This is a genomic window from Vibrio sp. 10N.261.55.A7 (assembly GCF_002877365.1).
In the GTDB taxonomy this organism is placed as follows: Bacteria; Pseudomonadota; Gammaproteobacteria; order Enterobacterales; family Vibrionaceae; genus Vibrio.
This window is the reverse complement of record NZ_MCWZ01000127.1, coordinates 1-2642: the sequence shown is the minus strand read 5'-3', so window position 1 is coordinate 2642 and position 2642 is coordinate 1. Positions and strand designations below refer to the sequence as shown.

Below are 2642 nucleotides of genomic sequence, written 5' to 3'. Positions count from 1 at the left end.
GCGAACACCAGCCGCGCCGCGACCCGCTGCGTAAACACCTTTACTATCCTTTGAAAGCGCTAGTGCTTCGCTCGATTTTTTGTCATAACCGACTACACCTAAAGCAACGTAAGGTTTCAGTGATAGGCCACTATCTGTAACGAATGTATAACCTGCTTCAGCCTCTACCGCTAGCTCATACATAGTGCCGATGTTTTCACCTTTTTTGTCTTTCTGGTTTTTGTAATGTGTGTAGTTTGTACCGCCAGCTTTCACGTTGACCGCGAAAATGCTGTTGAAATCATAGCCGCCTTCTACTGCAAGCGTAGTTTCAGTTCCGTACTTTTCTGAAACTGAAGAGTTGCCAATATCAGAACCAAAACCACCACCTACGCGGAAGCCTGATGTATCAGATGCTGCAAATGAAGATGCCGTCATAAGTGCTAAAGTTGTTGCTAGAATTACTTTTTTCATTTCGATTACCTCTAATAATTTTAATGTCTCCCTTTTCATATTTGCCAATCCCGTTTGGCTTGAGGTGTAATTTACAGAAGTAAGTCGAACAATCAAAAATAGAAAACATCGTTTTTATCGATAGGTCGAAGACCCTTGTAATTCCATCCGTGTTTAGATCACGTTTTATCTCGAAATTCCTATCGAGATTGATTCACATTAATTGCTACCGTAGTTCATTCTTCATTCTATAGGGCTAGCCTCAATCAGTATGAATTGCACACAACAATCAATTCAAAAAGCTAATAGTTCCTAACTAAGAGTAATCGATATTCTGATACATAATGGCTTTGTACATTACATGATTGCTTTCTTAGCATGAAGATAACGTAAGTTTACAGCTTGTCTTTACGCCATTGAAAATTGAATGCCTAGAAGTGGGTTACTGGTAACTTTTAAGCATAAGCTCAAATAGGCTGAGACAGCTAGAAAGACTTGCTAATAAACGATTTGTTCAACCCCGAACGAGTTATGTGTTACTACTTGTTTGTCGTTGGGTACTTCTAAATTCTAGCAACCGTTTATGTATCGAACCTACGCAGAAATAAAAGGTGATCAGAGAGTCAGACAGGAAACTTAAAGCGCCGTTAGTGGAATGGCACACAAGCTTTAGTGATAGTGTCTTCACCGCTTTGCTTCCTTACGTGAAAGAGCATTCTTTAACCGTAGAACAAGCAGCCAAGTTGCTAAAAATGACACCCAGAACGTTCCAACGACGGCTGAAAGAAGAACGAACCAGTTTTCGAAACGTAAAAGAGAGTTTAATGCTCTCAGTCTCATGTGAATTGATGGAAGAAGGCCATTCACTGACACACATATCAAGCCAGCTCGGTTACAATAATATTTCGCATTATTCTCGTGCTTTCAAGCGTATAACAGGGTTGACCCCCAAATCATATCGAAAATCGATTTTAGGCCTCAATTGAATGAGCAACAGGATCCGCTATTTTCACATTATCGACAATAGTGAGGTAACAATGCATCCAGACGATAAGAAAAAGGCCACCAGGTATGTGGCCTTCTGCAGAGTCAAACTTATTCAATGTTAGCGACTTGATTGCGCCAATATGTTGATTTTTCTTTATCAACACTTCCGTATTTCGGATTTAAATAGAACTCAACCAATTTAAGCTGCGCTTCCGATATCCCCTGTTTAGCCACTTGCCAAAGCCAGTATTCTGCGATTTTGAAGTCCTCTTCAGAATGTCCTCGCGTAAGATAATAATCGGCCAATAGCATTCTCGCACTCACATCACCACTTTGAGCGGCTTTTTTAACCCAAGTGTTATTTGTCAGGTCACCAAATTCGGAATAAATGGATAGGTGTATTATTGCGGGCATGTAGCCTAAATGAGCGGCACGTTCGATCCAGTAGAGCGCTGCACTTATATTTTCTTCAACACCTGTTCCGGAAATATAGAGGAGTGCTAAATTGTATTGTGCTTCAAGATGATCTTCATTTGCAGCCAATCGATACCAAAACATGGCCTCTTCAAGGTCGACGTCCGTGTTTTCCCCTTGCTCGTACATCATTGCAAGTTTCACTTGAGCATCAACTAAACCCGCATTTGCCGCTGCCTTTGTTATTTGTAAGCTGTCATAAGGGACTGAGTCTATTTCCGACTCTGTATTTTGTGTAACGTTGTCACTGCTCGACATCGCTGAATAAGAGATGAGTAAAGCAGAGAGAAAAGTAATGATTCGATGCTTGAGCATGGATAATTCTCCGACGAATAATGGAATAAGTTTAAAGCAATGTGTGTGCGTTACTTATCTTATTGCGCCATCCAAAAACGAATCCAACGACCAACCCTATGGATATAAATCTTCTTACACCGTATCAATAGACAGTGATTTCCCTGAACAATGTGGTGTTAGGTTACAGATTCATAAGGGGCTAGCGGCCACAAGTATTAAACTGTAGCGAGTAATAAGTACAGCTAGTAAAAAGTACAGATAAGAAAAAGCCCCCATTCGGGGGCAGGCGAGGTAATCACCTCGAGAATTTCTTCATGGAATTAGAACTTGTAACCAACCGTCAACATGCCTTGGTTTAGCAGTTGGTCTTTACCATCCAGTTTTGTGCCGTGACCTGAGAAGTCAGTCGCTTGAATGCGTCCGTCAACATAGACGCCATTGTCTAGTGTCAT

The 2642-nt window shown here is 41.1% G+C and carries 2 protein-coding genes and 1 pseudogene; 1 reads left to right on the top strand and 2 read right to left on the bottom strand.

The annotated features are described in order from the left end of the window. On the bottom strand, positions 1–453 hold a 453-nt coding region (locus tag BCU12_RS08675; RefSeq protein ID WP_102403938.1), incomplete at its 3' end, for an outer membrane beta-barrel protein. A gap of 602 nt (positions 454–1055) precedes the next feature. Between BCU12_RS08675 and BCU12_RS08670 the strand changes: the two are divergent. Next, positions 1056–1418: pseudogene (locus tag BCU12_RS08670) on the top strand (helix-turn-helix transcriptional regulator); the annotation flags it as partial. Positions 1419–1527: 109 nt separating this feature from the next. Here the strand turns inward: BCU12_RS08670 and BCU12_RS08665 are convergent. Then, a complete protein-coding gene (locus tag BCU12_RS08665) occupies positions 1528–2208 on the bottom strand; it encodes a tetratricopeptide repeat protein (RefSeq protein WP_102403937.1) in 681 nt (226 codons plus the stop codon). Positions 2209–2642: the final 434 nt, after the last annotated feature.

Coding starts and splice junctions, on each gene's coding strand:
- BCU12_RS08665 (WP_102403937.1), bottom strand. CDS start 2,208: ATGCTCAAGCATCGAATCATTACTTTTCTCTCTGCTTTACTCATCTCT.